Origin of the sequence: Campylobacter rectus (assembly GCF_004803795.1) — a bacterium.
In the GTDB taxonomy this organism is placed as follows: Bacteria; Campylobacterota; Campylobacteria; order Campylobacterales; family Campylobacteraceae; genus Campylobacter_A; species Campylobacter_A rectus.
On the sequence record NZ_CP012543.1, the window covers coordinates 2,119,786 to 2,140,610 of the forward strand.

21 protein-coding genes are annotated in these 20,825 nt (G+C 49.5%); 12 read left to right on the forward strand and 9 right to left on the reverse strand.

The genetic code is table 11. The features are described 5' to 3' along the window. Positions 1-41: 41 nt before the first annotated feature. Positions 42-1,076 carry a cytochrome-c peroxidase gene (locus CRECT_RS10225; protein ID WP_002943775.1) on the reverse strand — a complete coding sequence of 345 codons (1,035 nt, stop codon included), beginning with the start codon at positions 1,074-1,076 and terminating at the stop codon, positions 42-44. Between the two features lie 156 nt (positions 1,077-1,232). After that, positions 1,233-1,862, reverse strand: coding sequence for a HEAT repeat domain-containing protein (locus tag CRECT_RS10230; RefSeq protein ID WP_002943979.1), 630 nt, complete (start codon positions 1,860-1,862; stop codon positions 1,233-1,235). 121 nt (positions 1,863-1,983) lie between these two features. Between CRECT_RS10230 and flhB the strand changes: the two genes are divergently transcribed. Beyond that, positions 1,984-3,060, forward strand: coding sequence for a flagellar biosynthesis protein FlhB (gene flhB, locus CRECT_RS10235; protein WP_002943901.1), 1,077 nt, complete (start codon positions 1,984-1,986; stop codon positions 3,058-3,060). Between the two features lie 733 nt (positions 3,061-3,793). On the opposite strand, the gene CRECT_RS10240 is transcribed toward flhB, so the two are convergent. Continuing rightward, a complete protein-coding gene (locus tag CRECT_RS10240; RefSeq protein ID WP_002943826.1) occupies positions 3,794-5,473 on the reverse strand; it encodes an anaerobic C4-dicarboxylate transporter in 1,680 nt (559 codons plus the stop codon). Positions 5,474-5,694: 221 nt separating this feature from the next. Here CRECT_RS10240 and CRECT_RS10245 point away from each other — a divergent pair, with 221 nt between their 5' ends. The 10 genes from CRECT_RS10245 (at position 5,695) to CRECT_RS10280 (ending at position 12,970) form a co-directional block, all read left to right on the forward strand. Beyond that, positions 5,695-6,945, forward strand: coding sequence for a lactate racemase domain-containing protein (locus tag CRECT_RS10245; protein ID WP_171992727.1), 1,251 nt, complete (start codon positions 5,695-5,697; stop codon positions 6,943-6,945). A 2-nt stretch (positions 6,946-6,947) separates the two neighbouring features. Further along, positions 6,948-8,315 (forward strand): nickel pincer cofactor biosynthesis protein LarC, encoded by a 1,368-nt coding sequence (gene larC, locus CRECT_RS10250; RefSeq protein WP_002943877.1) that lies wholly within the window; start codon positions 6,948-6,950, stop codon positions 8,313-8,315. After that, complete coding sequence (gene larE / locus CRECT_RS10255) at positions 8,287-9,069, forward strand: ATP-dependent sacrificial sulfur transferase LarE (RefSeq protein WP_002943978.1); 783 nt, start codon at positions 8,287-8,289, stop codon at positions 9,067-9,069. The genes larC and larE overlap by 29 nt, the downstream gene beginning before the upstream one ends. Continuing rightward, the gene (locus CRECT_RS13005; protein WP_257792177.1) at positions 9,047-9,181 is read left to right on the forward strand and encodes a hypothetical protein; all 135 of its coding nucleotides are present in this window, start codon (positions 9,047-9,049) and stop codon (positions 9,179-9,181) included. Before larE ends, CRECT_RS13005 begins: the two co-directional genes overlap by 23 nt. A 41-nt stretch (positions 9,182-9,222) precedes the next feature. Continuing rightward, positions 9,223-9,969 (forward strand): nickel pincer cofactor biosynthesis protein LarB, encoded by a 747-nt coding sequence (larB, locus tag CRECT_RS10260; protein ID WP_002943987.1) that lies wholly within the window; start codon positions 9,223-9,225, stop codon positions 9,967-9,969. A gap of 52 nt (positions 9,970-10,021) precedes the next feature. Continuing rightward, on the forward strand, positions 10,022-10,480 hold the full coding sequence (locus CRECT_RS10265) for a ribosomal maturation YjgA family protein (protein ID WP_002943754.1): 459 nt from the start codon (positions 10,022-10,024) through the stop codon (positions 10,478-10,480). Then, a complete protein-coding gene (ttdA, locus tag CRECT_RS10270; RefSeq protein ID WP_002943966.1) occupies positions 10,473-11,372 on the forward strand; it encodes a L(+)-tartrate dehydratase subunit alpha in 900 nt (299 codons plus the stop codon). The genes CRECT_RS10265 and ttdA overlap by 8 nt, the downstream gene beginning before the upstream one ends. After that, positions 11,369-11,980 carry a L(+)-tartrate dehydratase subunit beta gene (gene ttdB / locus CRECT_RS10275; protein WP_002943763.1) on the forward strand — a complete coding sequence of 204 codons (612 nt, stop codon included), beginning with the start codon at positions 11,369-11,371 and terminating at the stop codon, positions 11,978-11,980. Before ttdA ends, ttdB begins: the two co-directional genes overlap by 4 nt. 216 nt (positions 11,981-12,196) lie before the next feature. Then, complete coding sequence (locus CRECT_RS13010; protein ID WP_002943930.1) at positions 12,197-12,322, forward strand: hypothetical protein; 126 nt, start codon at positions 12,197-12,199, stop codon at positions 12,320-12,322. 18 nt (positions 12,323-12,340) lie between these two features. Beyond that, positions 12,341-12,970: an arylesterase gene (locus tag CRECT_RS10280; RefSeq protein ID WP_002943994.1), complete on the forward strand. Its 630-nt coding sequence runs from the start codon at positions 12,341-12,343 to the stop codon at positions 12,968-12,970. Between the two features lie 59 nt (positions 12,971-13,029). On the opposite strand, the gene CRECT_RS13100 is transcribed toward CRECT_RS10280, so the two are convergent. The 5 genes from CRECT_RS13100 to CRECT_RS10295 form a co-directional block, all read right to left on the reverse strand. Further along, positions 13,030-13,341, reverse strand: coding sequence for a hypothetical protein (locus tag CRECT_RS13100; protein WP_322745947.1), 312 nt, complete (start codon positions 13,339-13,341; stop codon positions 13,030-13,032). A 9-nt stretch (positions 13,342-13,350) separates the two neighbouring features. Further along, the gene (locus CRECT_RS13105; RefSeq protein ID WP_332370061.1) at positions 13,351-13,956 is read right to left on the reverse strand and encodes an MFS transporter; all 606 of its coding nucleotides are present in this window, start codon (positions 13,954-13,956) and stop codon (positions 13,351-13,353) included. After that, positions 13,854-14,129 carry a hypothetical protein gene (locus tag CRECT_RS13110; protein ID WP_322745949.1) on the reverse strand — a complete coding sequence of 92 codons (276 nt, stop codon included), beginning with the start codon at positions 14,127-14,129 and terminating at the stop codon, positions 13,854-13,856. The genes CRECT_RS13105 and CRECT_RS13110 overlap by 103 nt, the downstream gene beginning before the upstream one ends. 584 nt (positions 14,130-14,713) lie before the next feature. After that, positions 14,714-15,373, reverse strand: coding sequence for a GntR family transcriptional regulator (locus CRECT_RS10290; RefSeq protein ID WP_039887722.1), 660 nt, complete (start codon positions 15,371-15,373; stop codon positions 14,714-14,716). A gap of 72 nt (positions 15,374-15,445) precedes the next feature. Continuing rightward, positions 15,446-16,423 carry an asparaginase gene (locus tag CRECT_RS10295; RefSeq protein WP_002943970.1) on the reverse strand — a complete coding sequence of 326 codons (978 nt, stop codon included), beginning with the start codon at positions 16,421-16,423 and terminating at the stop codon, positions 15,446-15,448. 132 nt (positions 16,424-16,555) lie between these two features. Here CRECT_RS10295 and CRECT_RS10300 point away from each other — a divergent pair, with 132 nt between their 5' ends. Next, on the forward strand, positions 16,556-17,836 hold the full coding sequence (locus tag CRECT_RS10300; protein ID WP_039887723.1) for a citrate transporter: 1,281 nt from the start codon (positions 16,556-16,558) through the stop codon (positions 17,834-17,836). A 35-nt stretch (positions 17,837-17,871) separates the two neighbouring features. Here the strand turns inward: CRECT_RS10300 and polA are convergent, their stop codons facing one another. Beyond that, positions 17,872-20,526, reverse strand: a complete 2,655-nt coding sequence (polA, locus tag CRECT_RS10305) for a DNA polymerase I (protein ID WP_171992728.1) — start codon at positions 20,524-20,526, stop codon at positions 17,872-17,874. Positions 20,527-20,825: the final 299 nt, after the last annotated feature.

Genomic DNA, 20,825 nt, shown 5'->3' on the forward strand with positions numbered 1-20,825 from the left:
AAGTTGAATGAGGCGGAAATTTATCCGCCTTTTTGTTTAGCTTAGTAGTCAAGCTCGGGTTTTGATGTTTTATCAGTAGATGCCGGGAAGGACGGATACTCTACTTTAGGCATTTTGCCCGTTAGAGAATTTAAAAACGTCACGATATCGGCGGCTTCTTTATCGTTGATTTCGATACCCAGCTGCACGCTGCCCATCATCTTAACCGCATCGCTCAAAGACCAAACCGCGCCGTTGTGAAAATACGGAGCCGTTAGCTCTACGTTGCGTAGCGTAGGAGCTTTGACGAGCCCGTTTTCGTCGCCTTTAAAGTCGCCTACGTTTGCGAATTCGTATTTACCCGTAACCTCAAACGGCTGCAAAGTACCGCCTAAATTTATGCCGTTATGACACGTAGCGCAACCTTTATCGATAAAGGTTTTTAGGCCTTTTTTCTCGACGTCGTTTAGCGCATTAACGTCGCCTTCTAAAAATTTGTCAAATCTTGACGGAGTTACGAGCGTTCTTTCAAAAATCCCTATCGCAGTCGTTACTAAATCAAAATTTATCTCGCTGTTAAACGCTTTTTTAAACTCATTAACGTAAGCGGGGATCGATTTTAGCCTACCCACGACTAGCTCCGGAGTAGAGGCCATCTCGGGCTCTGCCGTCATAGGTCCGGCAGCCTGAGCGGCTAAGTGAGCGGCTCTGCCGTCCCAAAACTGCACCGAGTTAAATACGGAGTTATAGACCGTCGGGGCGTTTACATGGTGAGGATTCGGGGTCCATTTGTGACCGGTAGATGCGGGTACTCCGTCGGCTCCGCCGAGACCTAGGTTGTGGCAGGTGTTACAGCTGATTATGCCGGATTTTGATAGCCTAGGATCAAAATAAAGCCTTTTACCAAGCTCGTAAGCAGCCATAGTGGTAGGGAATTTATCGGCATCAGGGGACGCCTCGTTTATCGCTTTCGTAAGCGCTTTAGGATCGCTAGGGATAGCGACTAGACCCGCATCTAGCGCGTCTTGGATTAGATTTTCGGCACTAAGCGAGGCTGCTAACGCTACCGTGCATAATGCGACAGCTTTAAATTTCATTAAATGCTCCTTTAAAAATAAAATTAGAATGTAATGATAATGTTTTTTTGATTAAATATAGATAAATTTTATTGTTTGTTAGAAATTATTTTTAAGTATTTTTAATTATTTAGGATAAAATATATCTTATTATCTTTTATCGCACGATAATAATTCTTAAATTAGCTTATTAAACTTTGTTCTAAAAATTTGCCCAAACTCCCCTGCAAGCGCTGTAAAAATATTTTCATTCACATACTCCTTATTTTTATTGATCTTATCAAAAATTTCTTGCGCCCGGGGCAGATGCGAGCCGTATCTGGCCAGATAGAGCCAGTCTAGCCCTTCGCACGGCGTTTTAGCAAGCGCCTTGCCGCCTTTGGTCGCCCTAGCCGAATACTCCAAAACAAAAGGCAAGGCCGAGTGCGCCGCATCCTCTTTGTATAAGATCCCCGTCATCGCGTAAAATTTCGCGCGGTAGTCTTTGCTAGCAAGCAAACTCGCCAAAAAGCCGTTCTCGCCGCCGTCCGCTAAAAACGCGATAGTTAGAGCCGCATTGCCTTGCACGTCTAGGCTTTTAAATTTGACGATGCTTTTTAGAGCGGATATCGCGCGCGTCGTGCCCAGCTCGCGCAAGGCGATAGTAGCCCAAAGGAGATCAAATTTATCCTGCGAGCTTTGCAAAACCTCTATCAAATTTGACTCGTCATAGGGAATTTTACAGTTTTTAAAGTGGTCCGCGGCGGCCTCATTACGCTCTCTCATCCACCCAAACCACTCGCTTACGTGGCAGTCAAGCTTTTGCATTTTCTCTCCTTTAAATTTGCCTCATTTTAGCGTAAAATTTAACCTCCTTTTGGGTATAATCGCCTAAATTTAAGCAAAATTTGAGCATAAAAACGCTCGGCAAGATAAATTTAGGACGAAAATGGCAGGCGAAGACCAAGAAAAGACCGAAGAACCCACCTCCAAAAAGATCGAAGACGCGCGCAAGGACGGCAATGTCCCCAAAAGCCAAGACCTCGCGGGCTTCGTGACTATCGCGGTCGCGATCTTTGTCGTAGTGGCGCTTCTTGGCTTCATCAAAGATCAGTTTTTTATGCTGTATAACTACTACCAGGACCTCATCGGTCAGGAATTCACGCGCAAGCTGCTCTTTAGCGTCACGATCATAACGATATTTCGCACGCTGCTCATCATCCTGCCCATCGCCGTTTGTATCGCGATCGCGGGCGTCTTCGCCAACCTTATGCAGTTTGGATTTATATTTACAACCAAGCCCTTGGAGCCGAATTTAAATAAAATCAACCCGTTAAAAGGGCTCAAAAATCTCTTTTCGCTCAAAAAGCTGATAGACGGCATCAAAATGATACTCAAAGTCACGGCGGTTTTTACTGTCGGATTTTTGATGTTTCTAAGCTTCATCAAAGAGCTGCCGCACACGCTGTTTTTCTCGATGGCGGCGCAACTGGCGTGGCTAAAAGAAAAGATGCTGATTTTAGCTGCCGTGATGCTCATCGTGATGTTTATCATCGGGCTTCTTGACGTACTGATCGTGCGTTTTCAGTATTTTCGCGACCTAAGAATGAGCAAGCAGGAGATCAAGGACGAGTACAAACAGATGGAGGGCGACCCGCAGGTAAAAGGTCGCATCCGCCAGCTGCAAATGCGAGCCGCGCGCAACAGAATGATGCAAAATATCCCGCAAGCAGACGTCATCATCACTAACCCGACCCACTACGCCGTCGCGCTTCGCTACGATAAAACAAAGGAAAAAGCGCCCGTGATCCTAGCTAAGGGCGTGGATTTTCTAGCGCTTCGCATCAAGCAAATCGGAGTGCAAAACAACGTCAAGATCGTCGAAAATCCGCCGCTAGCGCGCGAGCTATATAAGATGTGCGAGGTAAACGATATGATCCCCGCAGAGCTCTTTCGAGCCGTCGCCGAGGTGCTAAGCTTCGTTTATATGAGCGACAAACAAAAATTCGGCGATAGGCTGAAGTGAAATTTAAATTTGACCTTTTGGCTTTAAATTTGAAGCCAAATTCGGAGTCAAATTTGCACCGCTCAAATTTGGATAAATTTTAGAATTCTACTCGCCGAGACCCGAATCTTTAAAATGTCAAAATTTACTTTGGTAAAATTTAAATAAAAATTTTTAAAATTTCACTTGCTCAAAGCGGTTGTCTCTTACGCCCGTGATAAATCGCGGTACTAAAATTTGGCTTCGCTATCGCTTAGCTCAAATTTTAGAGACGGTCTGCTCAAAGTTGCGAGACGAAGTCGAAGCAAAAAGCTTTTCGCTCATAAAATTTTAAAAATTTGCTTTCAAACCCGCGGCGCTTTGCCTGCAAGGCAAAGCAGTGTCGCCACCTTAAAAGCGTCGTAGGGGATGGGGGATTGTCAAGGGGGAAGGGAGCGACTTCGCAATTCAAGCCCCTTCCCCCTTGACAGGAAAGCAGAGCAGCATCAAACCTGGCCAAATCAAATTTGACATTTTCAAGATGCAGGTCTCGGTGGGTAAAATTTGTAAATTTGACTTCAAATTTGAACGTAAAAAGTTAAGGCGAAGTATCGTGAGATGATTTTTGGGGTTTTCTGCTTCACAAGCTCGCAGCTGCAAGCAGAAGAAGTTAAAATTTGACGAAGATAAGACATATAGCTTACCCAGTCAAATTTTAACGAAATCCGCAAAAAGCGCTTGCGAGACAAGCCGCAGCAAGTCCCGCAAGGCAAGATTATTTAATAAATCCGTATAAGCTTGCTAGCACCCAACCCACTGCGCATGAACTAAACACGCCGATAAGGCCGGGGATGATGAAGCTGTGGTTGATGACGTATTTGCCGATCTTGGTCGTGCCGGAGCGGTCAAACTGTATCGCCGCAAGGTCGCTCGGATAGGTAGGAAGGATGAAGTATCCGTAGCAAGCGGTAGCAAATGCGATGATGATGCCCGGATTTACGCCGATCTGAACGGCAAGCGGCACAAAGGTCGCGGCGGCTGCGGCTTGAGAATTTAGAAATTTAGAGATAAGCATACCCACGATGATATACATCCAAGGATAGGCCTTCATCACCTCCCCTAGCGAGCCTTTTAGCATCTCGATATGCGAGTTAAACATAGTATCGGCCATCCAGCTGATACCGTAGATCGCTACAAGTGCTACCATACCGCTGTGAAAGATCTCGTTTTGAGCGATCTTGGCAGCTTTGATACCTGAGTAGATCATCATAATGGACGCAGCTAAAAGCATAAAAATTTGGATCGTATGGACCATACCAAGAGGCGCGGTCTTTTTCATAGTATCTTTTACCACGATGCTAGCGTTTGCGACGGTTTCGGTTTTACCCTCTTTAGCGATGACTACGTTGCCGCCTTGAAGCATAAAGCTTTGAGTTACTTTTTTGTCTTTATCCAGAACTTCTACGTTCGTAAATTTAGTAGCGTCTTTTACTTTGTTGTCTTTTACGTTTGAGACGACTTTGCTACCATCTACGGTGGAGACTACTTGGCCGTCTTTTACGGTGATGTTTTGAACTACTTTTTTATCGACTACGATTTCGATAGATTTGCCGGGGACATTGCTAGCCCAGCTAGGACGAAGCTGCTTATAATAGCCCAAAATCGCCACGACCGCGATAGTAGCGAGGAATATCCACATCACGTTCCATTGCTTAGTAGGAAGCTTAACGCCGATGAGAGAGTGAGACTCGTCCGAGCCGTAGACGTATTTTTTCTGCTCAGGGTCTTTGATAAGCTCTTGGAATTCAGGGTCTTTATCCAGGTCTTTGCCTCTAAAAATCGAATATGTGCCGATAATGAGCATACCGATAAAAGTGGATGGGATAGTGACTTTTAGCAAATCCACGTAGCTAGAAAAGCCGTCGATATGAACGGTGCCGGTGCCTAGCAAAACGGCGACCATAGATACGCCTGCGACCGAAACCGGACTAGCGATGATGGCTAGCTGAGAGGAGACGGTAGTCGCAGCCAGCGGTCTTTCCGGACGGATGGCACTTTTGATAGATACATCGTAAATGATCGGGAGTAACGTATAAACCGTGTGTCCGGTGCCGCATAGAACGGTTAGCGTCCAGCCGCAAAGAGGAGCTAGGATACAAACAAATTTAGGATTTTTCCTTAGCGCTTTTTCCGCTATCTGAAGCATAACGTCAAGACCGCCCGCGGCTTGCAGCGTGGAGCTAGCCACGACGACGGCTAGAATCGTGAGGATAACGTCTACTGCGGGTTTGCCAGGCTTCATACCGAATGCAAATACCAAGATAACAAGGCCGATGCCGCCTAAAACTCCAAGCGCCATACCGCCTTTTTTAGCGCCGTAGAATAAACATCCGAGCACTACGATTAGTTGGAGAGTAAACTGCGTGCTTTCACTCAAACTGGTTAGGAATTCCATTTTTTCTCCTTTTAGGAAATTACGGTTCGATTATATAAATATTAAAATTAAATACTAATAAAAAATTAAAAATACATTTGTAAATATTAACATTATGTTTAATAAATCCGCCTCGCATCAAATTTCAGTAAAATTTAAATATCTCTATTAAATACGTTTAAAAGAAAATTTGAGATATAATCCTAAAATAAAAAATTAATAATTCCGCTTAAGGAGTAAATATGCAGATCCCCATCGCATACGGCAAAGAGGACGTCCTTCATCTGCGGATAGACGAGAGAAACTTGCTCGGCGTTTTTAACCCCAACCCCGTGGCCAAATTTGACGAAACGGCGCTCATCGCAAAAGCTCTAGCAAATCCGATAAATCAAAAAAGCTTTGATGAGTTTATCGCGGGCGATGAAAAGATCGTCGTCATCGTAAACGACGGCACCCGCCCTACGCCGACGGCAAAAATTTTAAAGCAAATTTACCCGAAAATCCGTGAAAAAAATAAAATTTTCATCATCGCCACGGGCTGCCATAGAGAGGGTACGCTAGATGAGTACGAGATGATCTTCAGCAAAGAAATTTACGCGGAGATCAGAGCCAAAAACGAAGTTCACGATCACGACTCCAAGCACGACGAGATGGTCTTTTTAGGCGAGAGCAAAAACGGCACGCAGATGTATCTAAACAAAATCGTAGCCGAGGCTAAAAAAGTGATCGTCATAGGCTCGGTCGAGCCGCACTATTTCGCGGGTTACACGGGCGGCAGAAAGGCCTTTTTGCCGGGCACCGCGTCGTATGAGAGCATCACGCAAAACCATAAACTAGCTCTTAGCGCCGACGCGCAAGCTCTGCGTCTAGAGGGCAACCCCGTACACGAGGATATGATCGACGCGATGAAGGTTCTTGCGCATATCGACGTTTTTTCGATCCAGACGGTGCTTGACAGCGAGCACGGCGTGTATTACGCAAGCGCGGGCGATCTAAACGACAGCTTTTACGACTGCGTGAAAAAGGCCGACGAGGTGTTTTGCGTAAATATCCCGCGCAAGGCAGATATCGTGATCTCGGTCGCGCCATATCCGATGGACGTCGATCTCTACCAAGCGCAAAAAGCCCTAGATAACGGCAAACTAGCGCTCGCGCAGGACGGAATTTTAATAATGGTCGCAAAGTGCCGCACCGGCATCGGACCAAAGCCGTTTTTTGATCTGATGGCATCCGCGGATACGCCTAAAAAGGTGTTAGAAAAGATCAGCGCGGGCTTTAAGCTCGGCTATCACAAGGCCGCTAAAATGGCTGAAATCTCGCTCTGGGCGCAGACCTGGGCGGTGAGCGATCTAAGAGACGATGAGATGCGCGCCGTGCATCTAAAACCGTATCACGATCTGCAAAAGGCCGTGGACGATGCGCTCGCGCAAAAGGGCGCGGACGCCAAAATCATCATCCTGCCGTTTGGCTCGATGACGGTGCCTAAGGTCTAGGCTTGGCTAAAATTTTATATTACGACGCGAGCTGCGGCATTAGCGGCGATATGAATTTAGGCGCGCTGGTGGAGCTTGGAGTGGATTTTGACTATCTTTGCGCCGAGCTAAAGAAGTTAAATTTAGCCGGCGAATTTAAGCTCGTGCGCAAAAACGTGCTAAAAAACGGCATCGCCGCGACAAAAATCGACGTCGTTTGCGCCGGGGAGCGGGGCAAGATTCCACCCGGGCTTTCTAGCGGTAAATTTTACTCGAACAGACTTTCGGGCGTTAAATTTGAAGCGGATAGATGCGAAAATATAAGGCAAAGCACGCACGCTAAATTTCACTCGCACTCCCGAAACCTCGGTCAAATTTTAAAGCTCGTCGAAACCTCGCAACTAAGCGCGTTCGTTAAAGATATGGCCGGCAAAATTTTTAAACAGATCGCGATCGCCGAAGCTAAAATGCACGGCGTAAGCGTATGGGACGTGCATTTTCACGAGGTCGGCGCGATAGACTCTATCGTCGATGTGGTAGGTGCGGCGATCTGCATCGAAGCCCTTGGCGTTCCGCAAATTTTTACCTCGCAAATCGAGCTTGGAGGTGGATTTGTGCACTGCGCCCACGGTAAGCTAGCCGTGCCGGCCCCCGCGACGGCTGAGATTTTACGCGGAGCAAGCGTTAGCCTCGGGAGAGCGGATTTTGAGATGGCGACGCCGACGGGAGCTGCGATCTTAAAGGTCTGCGCGCGAAATTTAAGCGACACAGATCACCGTGAAGCGCCGCAAAATTTTAAAATTTTATCCGTAGGCTACGGCGCGGGCGACAAAGATGCCGCGGGCTTTGCAAACGTGCTTCGAGTGATGCTTTGCGAAACCGATGAGGAGCGCGGCGAAGGGGGCGAGCGAAATTTAGGCGCACGCCCTGGCTACGGCGAGGTTTGCAAGCAAATTTTAATCTCCACGAACATCGACGATATTGACGCCGAGAGCTTTGCGCTTGCGTGCGAAATTCTGCGCGAAAACGGTGCGCTGGACGTCTTTAGCAGGTCTATTTTTATGAAAAAGGGGCGCATGGGCTTTGAGCTAAACGCGCTGTGCCGCAAACAGGACGCGCAAAATTTAAAGGATCTGATATTTACGCACACGACAGCGATCGGCGTTCGCGAGATAGAGGTTGCTAAAACCGAGCTAAAGCGCGAGTTTGCGCGGGTGCAGACGAAATTCGGCGAGATAGGACTTAAGATTTCTGGCAGCGGCCAAACGCAAAAGGCAAAACCGGAATTTGACGAGTGCAAGGCCGCGGCGCTCGCGCACGGCACGACGATCGAGCGGGTGCGAAAAGAGGCGCTGAAAATCTATGACGAAACTAGAAAAACTAGAGGCTGATCTGCGCGGGCTTGGTGAACTCGCGGTCGCATTTAGCGGCGGCGCGGACAGCTCGCTGCTGCTGCGTGCGGCACACGGCGCGCTGGATGCACGAGCGATCGGCATAACGATAAGATCGCCATATATGTCGTCTCGCGAGATCGCGGAAGCCGTGGAATTTGCCCGCGCTTACGGCATCAGGCACGAAATTTTAGAGCTAGGCGTCGCGGAGGGGATCAAAAACAACCCAGAAAACCGCTGCTATCTGTGCAAAAAGGCGGTATTTTCGCGCCTGATCGAGCGCGCCCGTGAGCTTGGCTTTAGCCGCGTCGCAGACGGCACGAACCGCGATGATCTAGGCGAATATCGCCCGGGACTCAAAGCAAAAGAGGAGCTGGGCGTACTCTCGCCGCTGATAAATTTAACTAAATCCGAGATCCGCGAGCTATCGCGCGAGCTGGGCTTACCCACCGCCGAAAAGCCCGGCTACGCGTGCTTGCTAACGCGCCTGCCGCATGGGCGCGAGATCGACCCGCACGAGCTAAATTTGATCGAAGCCGCGGAAAATCTACTCATCGCAAATGGCTACGCAAACGTCCGCGCGCGGTGCGACCGCAAAAATATAAAGCTGCAAATGCCCTTTTCTAGCATGCGAGACTTCCTAAACGACGCGAAATTTAAAAGCGTCGTTAGACAGCTCTTGACGCTTGGCGCGGCGGATGTAACGCTCGATCTAAAGGGGCTTCGAGAGGATGTTTTGCATGAGAGAGGATGAAATTTTAGAACTTTTCGCTGGGATAAAAAGCGGCCGCGTGAGCAAGATGAGGCGGTTTTGTGCGAGCAATTTTAGCGGCGTCGTGTGCGAGATCGCCGCGCTGGATGAGTAGAAATTTTGCTCGATTTAAAGGGGTTGGCGGGGAGATTTTAAATGACGAAAGATGAGGCTTTAAATTTTATCCGCGCCGTAAAATCGGGCGAAAAGAGCGAGCGCGAAGCAATAGAGCTCTTGCGCGATTTTCCTTTTAGCGATGTGGGCTGCGCCAAGATCGACACTCAGCGCGCCCTGCGAAACGGCGCGGGCGAGGTGATCTACGGCGAGGGCAAAACCGATGATGAAATTTTACGCATCGCAGAGGCGATCGGCGCGAGAGGGCAAAATATCCTGATCACGCGCACGAACGAGCGGGTTTTCAAGCGGCTGCGCGAAATCTTGCCGCAGGCGGAGTTTAACGCTCGCGGCCGCGTCATCAGCGTCAAATTTAGCAAGCCCGCGCTCACGCAAAGCTACATCGCGATAGTATCTGCCGGCACCGCCGACGGCGCTGTAGTGGAGGAGGCGTACGAGACGGCGAGATTTCTAGGCAACGACGTGCGTAAATTTAGCGACGCGGGCGTGGCGGGACTGCATAGGCTGATCGCAAATTTAGAGCAGATACGCGGCGCAAAGGTCGTGATCGCGGTAGCCGGCATGGAGGGCGCGCTAGCTAGCGTGCTTGCAGGCCTCGTGAGAGTGCCCGTGATCGCAGTGCCCACCAGCGTAGGATACGGAGCGAGCTTCGGCGGGCTGGCGGCGCTGCTAGCGATGCTAAACAGCTGCGCAAACGGCGTTAGCGTCGTTAATATCGACAATGGCTTCGGCGCCGCGTATAACGCGAGCCTGATAAATCATCTCTAAATTTACGTCCGCCGCGCTGGTCAAATTAAAAGCCAAATTTAAAAGGAAAGCGTTGCGAGAGGAAAATTTAAGAGAGCAAAAAAGTGCCGCAAAGCTCGCGCAAAAGCCGCAAACGAGGCAAAGCACGCGAACGAGGCTAGCGTTTTTAGCCGCGGCGGTCCTGATTTTGGCGGCTGAAATTTACATCGCGATCTGCGTAAAGGGCGGCTTCATGCGCCACTACGCGGGCGACGTTTTGGCCGTCATCTTGCTTTATGCGCTTGCGAGGGCTACATTTGGCGCGCCGCCGTCAAATTTGCCGCTTAAAATTTTCGCGTTTGCGGCGGCTTTGGAGCTCGCGCAGTATTTGGGAGCCGTGCAAATTTTAGGCATAGAAAATAAAATTTTAAAAGTAATGATCGGCGGGACGTTAGACTTCGCCGATCTGCTCTGCTACGCTGCGGGCTGCGTGCTAGCGGGCGCGTATGAAAAATTTGAAAGTAAAAACCGGCAAAGGAGAAGCGATGGATAAAGAAAAAGCCGCGCAAAAGATGACCGAGGTCATGGCGAAATTCGTCGGCTACACGGGCAAGGTGCTGCCCGACGACGTGACGGCAAAGCTGAGCGAGCTTAGTGAGCGCGAGACGCAGCCGCTGGCAAAAGAGATCTACAAAACGATGTTTGAAAACCAGCGCCTTGCAAAGCAGCTAGATCGTCCATCCTGCCAGGATACGGGCGTGATCCAGTTTTTCGTGCGCTGCGGAGCGAACTTCCCGCTCATCGGCGAGCTTGAGGAGCTACTGCGAGAGGCTGTACTGCGAGCGACGCGCGAAGCTCCGCTGCGTCACAACAGCGTCGAGACATTTGACGAGTACAACACCGGCAAAAACGTCGGCAAGGGCACGCCTAGCGTATTTTGGGAGATCATGCCGCAAAGCAGCGAGTGTGAGATCCACACCTACATGGCGGGCGGCGGCTGTAGCCTGCCCGGCAAGGCAACCGTGCTGATGCCGGGCATGGGCTACGAAGGCGTCGTGAAATTCGTCATGGATATCATGACGAGCTACGGCATAAACGCCTGTCCGCCGCTGCTAGTTGGCGTGGGCATCGGCACCTCGATCGACGTGGCGTCCCTACTATCTAAAAAAGCGCTGATGAGACCGCTAGGCTCGCATAATCCAAACGACCGAGCCGCGCTAACCGAAAAGCTGCTCGAAGAGGGCATCAATAAAATCGGCCTGGGCCCGCAAGGCATGAGCGGCGCGAGCTCCGTGATGGGCGTGCATATACAAAACTGCGCCCGCCACCCAAGCGTCATCGCCGTCGCCGTAAACGTGGGCTGCTGGTCGCACCGCAAAGGCCACATCATCTGGGACGCGGGGCTAAATTTTGCCGTAAAATCGCACAAGGAGTTCGCGCTATGAGTAAGAAAATTTTAACCACGCCGATCAAGGCCGAGGATCTGGCGGATATCAAGATCGGCGACGTCATATACCTCACGGGGCACATCGTCACCTGCCGCGACGTGCCGCACAGACGCGTCGTGCAGGAGGGTCGCGAGCTGCCGCTAGATATCAGGGGTGGCGCGATCCTGCACGCAGGGCCGATCATCAGAAAAACGGGCGAAAAAAGCTTTGAGATGGTCTCGGTCGGACCTACGACTAGCATGCGGATGGAGAAATTCGAGCGCGAGTTTATCGCCAAAACTGGCGTGCGCCTGATAGTGGGCAAAGGCGGCATGGGCGAAGGCACGATGAGCGGCTGCAAGGAGTTTGGCGCGATACACTGCGTATTTCCCGCGGGCTGCGCGGTGGTCGCCGCGACGCAGGTCGAGGAGATCGAGAGCGCGGACTGGACGGAGCTTGGGATGCCTGAGACGCTGTGGAAGTGTCGCGTGAAGGAGTTTGGCCCGCTCATCGTCTCCATAGACGCGCACGGAAATAATCTTTTTGAGCAGAACAAGGTCAAATTTAACGAGAAAAAGGACGCGGCGCTGGCTGAAATTTTACCGCAGGTCGGGTTTATAAAATAGTTAAATTTTGGTGGCTTGCACTTTAAATTCTACGCCTTAAATTTTTACGCCTTGCCACTAAATTTTAAAATTTATCGCTCTAGCGAGGGGCAAATTTTAAGGGCTTTATTCGGATAAATATACGTTGACGGGCGGCGAAGCGACAAACGCCGCGGCGAGCAGCGACACGAGATCCGCTTAAAATTTGCGCTAAATTTTAAGTTTTAGCAGGCTCTTATGCGTGACGGCCTGCATCTTAAATTTAGCGAATTTATAAATTTGAGCGAGTTTCCCTGCGCGGCGGCTAAATTTGTCGCGACACGGTTTGCGTTTCGTAAATTTACCGCAAAAGCGGTGAAATAAACATTTAATGGAGCTTTTATGAGAAAATTTTACATGATATTGCTTGTCGCGCTCGTTGCGCTATCTATCGCAGCTTGCGGCGGCAAGGGCAAAGAACGCCCGCTACCGGCCGGCAGCGTCGTGGTGGCTTTGGGCGACTCGATCACGCAGGGAGTGGGCGCGAGCGAACAGACCGCGTGGCCTGCGCTTTTGGCGCGCTCAAGCGGCTGGCGGGTGATAAACGCGGGAGTTTCGGGCGACGATAGCGCTCAGGCTTTGGCGCGTTTGCCCGCGCTTTTGCGAGAATATAAACCCGCGCTCGTAATAGTTAGCATCGGCGGCAACGACTTTTTGCGCGCTCAGTCAAGCTCCGTTACGCGCGCCAATATCGCCGCCGTCTTGCGCACGGTAAAAGAGAGCGGTAGCCGCGCCGTGCTGATCGGCGTCCCAAAGCCCACCGTCGGTGCGGCTCTTGGGATATTTAGCGATCACGAGCTGTATAAGGAGCTGGCGAAGGAATACGGCGTGCCTTTGCTCTCCGGCGCGTGGGGCGACGTGATGAAACAAAGCCGCCTGATGTCCGATCAGATCCACCCAAATGCTGCGGGCTACGCGGAATTTGCCGCGCATCTAGAAAAATTTCTGCGCAAACAGGGGTTTTTGCGGTGAGTTGCTTGGTTTGCGGATTTTTGCGGGATGAGCTTTAATTTACATCAAATTCTTTAAATTTACGAACCGAACGCGAGCTTAAATTTAAGACTATCCATGTCGGCCGCCTTAAATTTAATGAGTATCGGCAGAAACGAAAAATTCTCAGCATCTTTGCGTTGCGCCTTATTTTTCTCCGCGAATTTCACGCTTGCGTAGAGGTAGCTTGCAAGCCCCAGTGTACCCAGTATCGCGCCTGCCTCGCCTATGTGCCAAAGCCCGAATTTCGTTGCGATCTGATGTCCTAAAAGCGCTTCGACGCCGATGCCTACGTCATAAATCGCCGAGCAGATCGATATCGCGACATCGGTAGCATCCGGAGCTAGCGCCAAAACTTTAATCTACAAGCAAAGCCCGAAGCCAAAAATCCCCACTCCCCAAACGAAAGCCGCGAGCAGCAGTGCTGCGCCCTCTGCGACAAAAGCTTTTAGCCTCAGCACCGAGGCTGGGATAAAGAGGATAGAGCAGATCAAAAAGGCGTTCGCAAATGAGCGGTAAAGCTTTGAAAAAAGCACGCTCGCGGCGATGCCCGAAGCGCTGAATGCAAGCGGGACGTAGGTTGCGAAGTGATTGCCCGCGAGGTTAAATTTCGCCACAAATGGCTCTATGTAGCTATATGTCGTAAAATGCGCGCCTACGATCAAAAACGTCAGCAGATACAAAGCAAGCAGCAGCGGGCGCTTTGCTAGCATCGGCAGACTCGCAAGAGAGCCCGCGCGGCGGCTTAGCAAAAACGGTAAAATTTTACAAAGAAACAGCGTCTCTGCCGCCGCAAGCGCGCCGATTGCGAAAAACGTAATCCTCCAGCCCAAAAGCTCACCGACCACGCGCCCCAAAGGAAGCCCTAAAACCATCGCAAGCGAAGTGCTAAAGCCAGCATACCGATGGCTTGAGAGCCTTTGTTTATCGGCGCTAGGCGCACGACGAGCGATGAGGTGATCGACCAAAAGATCGCGTGCAAAATCGCGATGCCCAGTCGCGCTATTACCAAAACGGCGAAATTCCACGCTACCGCCGCTAGGACGTGGCTTAGCGTAAATAGCGCTAAAAGTCGCAAAAGCAGCCTCTTGCGCTCTAGTTTCGAGGTTAGCAGCATCAGCGACAGCGAAAGGATACTCACCGCCCACGCGTAGACGGTGATTATGAGGCTACGCTAGTAACGTCCATCTCAAAATCCGCCGCTATGTCGCTCAGCAGGGCCACGGGGATAAATTCCGTCGTGTTAAAAATAAAGGTGGCAAACGCCAGCGCGATAACTCTCGCGTAAGCGATTTTGTGGACGTTTATCGGTTTTTCTTTGGGCTTTTAAATTTGGCTTTAAATTTTGAGCGTTTGCGGCTTGCATCTGCTTTGCTCGGAATTTTAAAATTCCGCGCCGTATATATGTGCCGCGTTTCGCGCTAAATTCTAAGCGGAGGATTATAGCGAAATTTAGCTTTTGTGCAATCTGCAAAATAAACGAACAAATTCGCCTCGTGCCAGCTCATTTATATCGCGAAGGCGAATGCACATAATCGCTTGAGCTTTTGGATCCTGATATGGCCAAGATACTTTATTTCTTGCCTTATGACGGCGATGAACTACAAAATTAGCTAAATTTGCAGAAAAGCCAATGGGATTATATTAAATTTAGCCGCCGCTTGCGGGCGGTTTAAATTTTAATACGTTTTGTTTAACGCGCCTATCTCGGTGCCTTTAAATTTTTTAAAGGACGCTATTTATCGCATCCTCTAAAATTTCTCTTGTTTTGGCGGTGTGTTCGACGCTAAGCCTGATCAATTTTTCTAAATTTTTCTCCTCGTAGGCGCCCAGGATCGCTCTGTGTTCGGCATTGGACGATTTGATATGCGATTTTTTATACAGCAACGAAAGCGATACGTAAGGGATCGCCGCCGATATTAAATTTTCCACGATCGCAAACGCCCTGCTGCCCGCCTCGCTTTGCCAAAAGCATCTGTGGAAATCGGCATTTAGCAGCGCCCATTCGTTTAGATCTTTGCACTCTTCTATCTTTTGTTGTATCTCCGATGCCTTTTTGAGACACTCCTTGCTATATTTCGCAAATCCGTCCGAGATCAGCTTGGGCTCTAGTAAAATTCTCAAATCGTAAATTTCTTTTGCGTCTTTGTAACAAAGCCCCTTTACGATCGCGCCTTTATACGGATCAAAGCTTATCAGACCTTCGGCGGTAAGGATCTTTAGAGCTTCTCTCGCGGGCGTTTGGCTGACGTTAAATTTTTTTGAAATTTCATTTTGCGTGAGCCTGCTTCCGGATTTGATCTTGCCGTTTAAAATCTCCCGACTTAGGCTGTGAACGATAAATTCCGTCGTGGTCATAGGACGGCTCGAGTTATCATATATCATCTATGCAAATCTCCGAATTTTTAGGAGTATTATACATAAAAAAGCGGTATAAAATAAGTCGAAAGCCAAATTTTAAAAATTTTCAAATTCGTTTTTTATCTCTTGCGGCGGTATTTCATCGGCGATCAAAATCATAAGCAGCAACCTCGCTTTGATCGCGGATAGCCAGCCCGACATCACGCATCCGCTGCTTTGCAGATCGATCTCGGAGCCTTTGTATCCGTAGGTTTTGGTCGCGCACATCCCGCTGCCCGTCCTAGAGGATACGACGACGGGGATTTTTAGCTTTTTTATCTCATCCATCATCCCAAACGATACGTGTCCCGCCCCAAACCCGTCTATAACGACGCCGTCAAATTCGGATTTTCCTACGAGCGCTATAATCTGCCCGTCGTTATCTAAATAGCTTTGTACTACGGCTACTTTCGGAAAGGCTTTAGCTGGAAGGGGATAAATTTTTCTACTTACGGCGCAGGATAGGTATTTGGCGCGACCCTCGACTACTAAGCCTTGAACCCCCGCATTTACGGATACGAAAGTTTGCAGCGAAAAGGTATTGCTTTTATGCGCCCATTTAGCGCTATGGATGGTATCGTTTAACACTACCAAAACGCCTCTGTTTCTACTCTCCGGCTCGAGCGCGACGATTGTCGCCGCATATATATTACCCGCGCCGTCGGCGCTTATATCGTCGGCATTTCGCATAGCGCCCGTTATCACTAGCGGAACGGCCTCGTCCCATATCAAATTTAAGAAAAACGCGCTCTCCTCCAAAGTGTCGGTTCCTTGCGTTATTACGACGCCCCGAGATCCGTTTTTGATCTGTTCTTTCGCCCATTTATAAACCGACACGAGATCATCTATCTTCAAGCTACCGCTCGGCAGGGCGAGTATGGTCTGCGCCTTTATCTCGGCCATATCTTTTAGCGCGGGGACGGCGGCGATCAGATCGTCGGCGCTAAAGCTAGGTTTTACTCCGCCTTCGTTGCCGCAAGCGCTCATGCAGATAGTCCCGCCCAACGCGCCGATTGAAATTTTAGATTTTGACATTTTTGCCCCTTTTCTTTATTAAATTTTACGCAATTATATCATCTTTTATTTTATATATCAAATATTATATATAATGTATCAAAAAAGTGCTATAATGCTTTCTAGTAAAATTTCATTGTGAAAGGAGCAAAAATGCTAGTTGCAGCGCAATGCGTTATGGTTTTAACGCTATTGTTAATGATAAGCGGCAAAACGCCGCTATATACTACGGCCATAGTCGGATCGGCCATTAGCACTTTGGTAGCCGGTTTTCCCATTACCGGCGGCAAAGAAGTCGTTTCTTTAATGTCTTTAGTTAATGGCGGATTAAATCCGGTAATAGCCGATATGACGGGAATTTTAATGTTCATAGGCGTGATGCAAACGAGCGGTTTTATGGACGTTATCATTCGCAACATAGTAAGGCTGGGCAACAAACTAGGCGGCGGCGCCGGAGTCGCTACCGCAGGCGGTATAGCCGCAGGAGTTATCGGGATGCTTACCGGCTTTACGCAGCCTGCGATTACCGCCGTCATCACGGGAACGGCATCTACTAAGCTAGGCGTAGATCCGAACAGATCGGCGGGTATCCACGGGCACGCAGGCATTTTAGGCAACTACGGCGGCTTTACGCATCCGACGCAAGTCGCCGTCATAGCCGTTACGAATATCGGCTTTGGGCTCATAAACGTAATCGGCACGCTAGTTTCTCTTTGCGTCTTTGCCTGCGCATTATTTAGATTGAAAAGAATACAGAGAAAAGATGGAATTTCGATCTCTAAAGAGGAGATAGAGAAAATTTCAAAAGAATTTGAAATAAACGATAGCGGAATTTCGGTTTGGAGGGCCTTTTTGCCTTTTATGATGCTGTTTGCGGGCTTTATCCTCGGATATCCGGTCTTTATCGTAGGCATTGCAAGCGCTATTTTTACGATCCTTCTGTCCATCTTGAGCTTTCAAAAGGGCGAGAACGATATGCTCGAAGGAGTTAGTAAAATCGCCACTCCTTTAGTCGCGACGATAGGATTTTTGTTTATGAGCGGCGTCATTAAACAAATCGGTCTAGCTGCCGTCATCGGCGAAATTTTTACCCCTATGCTTACTCATGCGCCGCTTCAAAGTATGCTTTTAGTCTCGGCTTTAGCGGGGCTGGTTACGCAAAGCAATGCGGCGTCCGTAGCCATAACCATACCTTTCTTGCAAGCCGCTCTTGCGCTAGGCACTGCAACTCCGCTATCGCTAGCCGTCATGGCTGCGGGCGGTAGCGCGATGCTGCAGTATTATCTAACCGGCGGTCCGGTCGCGGCGCTTGCGACGGTTATCCCGGTTATTCCAAATTCCGAGCTTAAAGCGGCAAACAAATTTCAGCGCCCGAATATGTTGTTTGGACTAGCGGTTTTGTTTGCGCTATCTTTTGTTTTTTCTATTTTTTAAATTTCGCGATGAGCTACCGAAAGGTGGCTCATTTTTTACTTCAACTCGCCCCAATCCTTCGCCACATTTAGGCTCGTTTTTAGCGGTACGTTTAGTTTGTAAATTTCTTGCATTATCTTTTGCGCCGCTGCGCCAAACTCCTCAGCGTAGCCGTCTTGCACCTCGAAAATCAGCTCGTCGTGTATCTGCAAAAGCATTCTAGCGCGCGAGCTTAAAAGCGGGCGAATTTTTACCATCGCCATTTTGATGATATCCGCAGCCGAGCCTTGAAATATCGTATTTACCGCCTCGCGCTCGTACATAGCCGTTTGCATCGGCGTCGCGGTAGTAAAGTCAAACAGCCGCTTCCTGCCCAGCAGCGTGCGCACGAAACCCTCGTTTTTGGCCGCGGTTTTTATCCCTTCTAAAAAGCCCTTTATCGTAGGGAAAGCTTTAAAATAGCGTTCGATATACTCCTTTGCTTCGGCGCGCGTGATGCCGACTTGCCCCGCTAGCTTGCTCGAGCCCATGCCGTAGATGAGGCCGAAATTTATACTCTTTGCCACTGCGCGGTTTTGCCCCTCGGCACTGCCGAATATACTAATCGCCGTGCGCGCGTGGATGTCCTCGTCGTTCGCAAACGCCCGCAAAAGCGCCTCGTCGCGGCTAAAATGCGCGAGCAGTCGCAGCTCGATCTGGCTATAGTCAAGGCCTACAAAGCTAAAGCCGCTTTTAGCCTCAAAGCAGCCTCGCACGTCCTTAGCTAGATTGCCGCGAGCCGGGATATTTTGCAGGTTCGGATTTTTAGACGAGAGTCTGCCCGTGCTCGTTCCCGTCTGGATAAAGTTCGTGTATATCCTGCTATTAGCGTCTTTTTTGGCCAAATTTAGCAGCGGTTCGCAGTAGGTGCTTTGCAGCTTATATAGCTCGCGGTATTCAAGCAGCTTAGAGATGACAGGGTGCTCCTCGATGAGCTCAGCTAGCACGGCCTCGTCGGTGCTGTAGCCCGTTTTTGTCTTTTTCTTTACGGGTAGTTTTAGGTGTTCAAACAGCACCGAGCCTAGCTGCTTAACGGAGTTGATATTAAAATTTTCGCCCGTTAGCTCGTAAATTTCGGCGGTCAAGGCCTTGATCTTAGCGTCGTTTTTTAGGATCAAATTTTGCATTTTTTCGCGGTTTATCGCGATGCCCTCGCGCTCCATATCAAAAAGCGTGAGGATGAACGCAAACTCGTGCGTATCGGCAAGCTCGAGCAGCTCGGGATCAAGCAAATTTAAAAAGCTTTTGTAAAACTTCAGCGTTATCCACGCGTCCTCGGCGGCGTATTTTGCCGCGTTTTCCAGCGCCACGGACGCGAAGGTCTCGCCGCGCTTTACCACGTCTTCAAATTTGATCGTGTCGTAGTCGTAGAGCCGTTTGGCTAGCGCGTCCATACCCACGCTAGAGCCCGGATCCATGAGCCATGCTAGTATCATCGTATCTTTAAAATTTACGGGCGGCTCAAGCCCTAGATTTCGCTTTACGACCTTAAAATCGTACTTTAAATTTTGCCCGATCACGCAGCCTTTGTAAATTTGCGAGATCGCCCAAGCGGCAAATTTCTCGCTTACTTGCCTCGGCGCGCCCAGATACTCGTGCGCCACGGGCGCGTAGTAGGCCTCGTCGTCGTTAAAGCAAAAGCTAAAGCCGACCAGGCGGGCGTTTTGCGTATCGACATCCGTGGTCTCGGTGTCAAAGGCCACGAGCGTGTCCGCGTCTATATTTGCCAGCAGTCGTTCGATCTCGCCCTCGTCCGTTAAAAGCCGCGCGTTAAAGCCGAGCTTAAATTCCGCGTTTTCGCCCGCGTCTTGGCTGTTTTGTAGCGCTTTTAAAAGGCGGTTTAGATCGTATTCGCGAAGAGTATCGGCGACCTTTACGAGCGGATTTTGCTCGGGAAATTCCGCCCTTTTTAGATCGAGCACGTCAGGCACATCGTCAAAGAGCGAGGTTAAGCGCTTGCTCAAAAACGCGCTCTCTCGGCCCTCGGCAAGCATCCCGCGGATACGTTCGTTTCGCACTAGCGGCAGGTTTTCGTAGATGTTTTCTAGATTGCCGAATTCGTTTAGTAGCTTTTTCGCGCCGACCGCGCCGATGCCTTTGACGCCGGGGATATTATCAGAGCTATCGCCCGCGATCGCGAGAAAATCGCGTATGCAGCTTGGCGGAACGCCGTATTTTTCTATGCAGCTAGCACTATCGTGGTCGATCTTGCTTTGGGGGCTATAGATGCTCACTTTGCCGTCCTCGATGAGCTGATAGAGGTCTTTATCGTGCGTCACTATGCGCACAAATATACCCCGCTGCTTGCACTCCTTTACGACGCTAGCGATGATGTCGTCAGCCTCGTAGCCTTCGCGGCTCACGGCGGCTAGGCCCATTTTTTCTATCATTTCGATGCACACGGGCAGCTGCTCTTTTAGCGCGGCGGGCGGCTCGGAGCGGTTGGCTTTATAATCGCCCAGGATCTCGTGGCGCAGCGTTTTACCCTTGCTATCTAGCGCGAAGATGATATAGTCGCTGGCAAACTCCTGACGCAGGTTCATAATAAAGCTAGCAAAGCCGCTCACCATGCCGCTTGGCTTGCCTTCGCGGTTTTTTAGCCCGCTCATCGCGTAGTAAAGTCTGAAAAAAAACCCGAAAGTGTCGATGATCGTTAGCGTTTTTTGGCTCATTTTTTATCCTTTTTTTGGGCTAATTTTACAAATTTTAGGCAAAAAAACGGCTGATTTGAAAGCAAATTTAAAATTTAGCGGCGCGGGGTAAGCGCTGGAGCGGTTAAATTTGAGTTAAATTTGACGCAAAATTTGAGCGGGTAAATTTAAGGAGAATATCGAAATAAAGCGGTAAATTTGAGCGGCTAAACCGCCGTTTAAAAGCCGTATCGCGAAGGCGACAAATTTATCCGAAATTTACCGCCGAAATAAAATTTTGCGTTAAATTCGGGCGGGTTAATTTGCCGTCAAATTTGAGT